Source organism: Shewanella sairae (assembly GCF_023283535.1).
In the GTDB taxonomy this organism is placed as follows: domain Bacteria; phylum Pseudomonadota; class Gammaproteobacteria; order Enterobacterales; family Shewanellaceae; genus Shewanella; species Shewanella sairae.
The window spans coordinates 1-525 of sequence record NZ_JAKILT010000237.1 but is presented as its reverse complement, the minus strand read 5'-3'; the positions used below and the strand labels follow the sequence as shown (position 1 = coordinate 525).

Genomic DNA, 525 nt, shown 5'->3' with positions numbered 1-525 from the left:
TTGAGGGTGACTCACAAACCATCAACTTAACGGACGCTGTTGAAGCGATTGATATTGATAGTTGGGCGCTCACGGATGTGCAAGACGCTAACTCTCTTGGTGAAATTAGTCAGCAAACAGCAACAAGCTTTGATTACCTAGCAAAAACCTCAGGCATGACTTCGCTACCTTACGAAGTGCAAGGTGGTGGAAAAAAATCAACCTCTCAAATTCTAGTGGCGATTAACGCTAAAGACACGGGAGAGCCCGATGTCAACACGCCGCCGACCGCGCAAAACATCACACTAGAAACATCAAATACTCAAGAGTTAAGTGTTGATTTAAATCAGTACATTTTTGACGCTGATAATGATGCGTTAAGTATTAAACACTTCATTACGACTTCAGAGCGATTTGCATTTGACGCCGACAATCATACCCTTACGTTTACACCTGCAGGCTTTGTTGGCGTAGAGCAAGCGGTTTATAGTGTTGAGGATGGTAACGGAGGTTATGCTGTTGCTTATATCGTTGTGACTTCAAAAA

General features: G+C 43.2%; 1 protein-coding gene. It reads left to right on the top strand.

Features of this window, described 5'->3' with window-relative positions; all coding sequences use genetic code 11:
- Positions 1-525, top strand: a 525-nt coding sequence (locus L2748_RS24740) for an Ig-like domain-containing protein (protein WP_248957854.1), incomplete at both ends; no start/stop codon positions are given.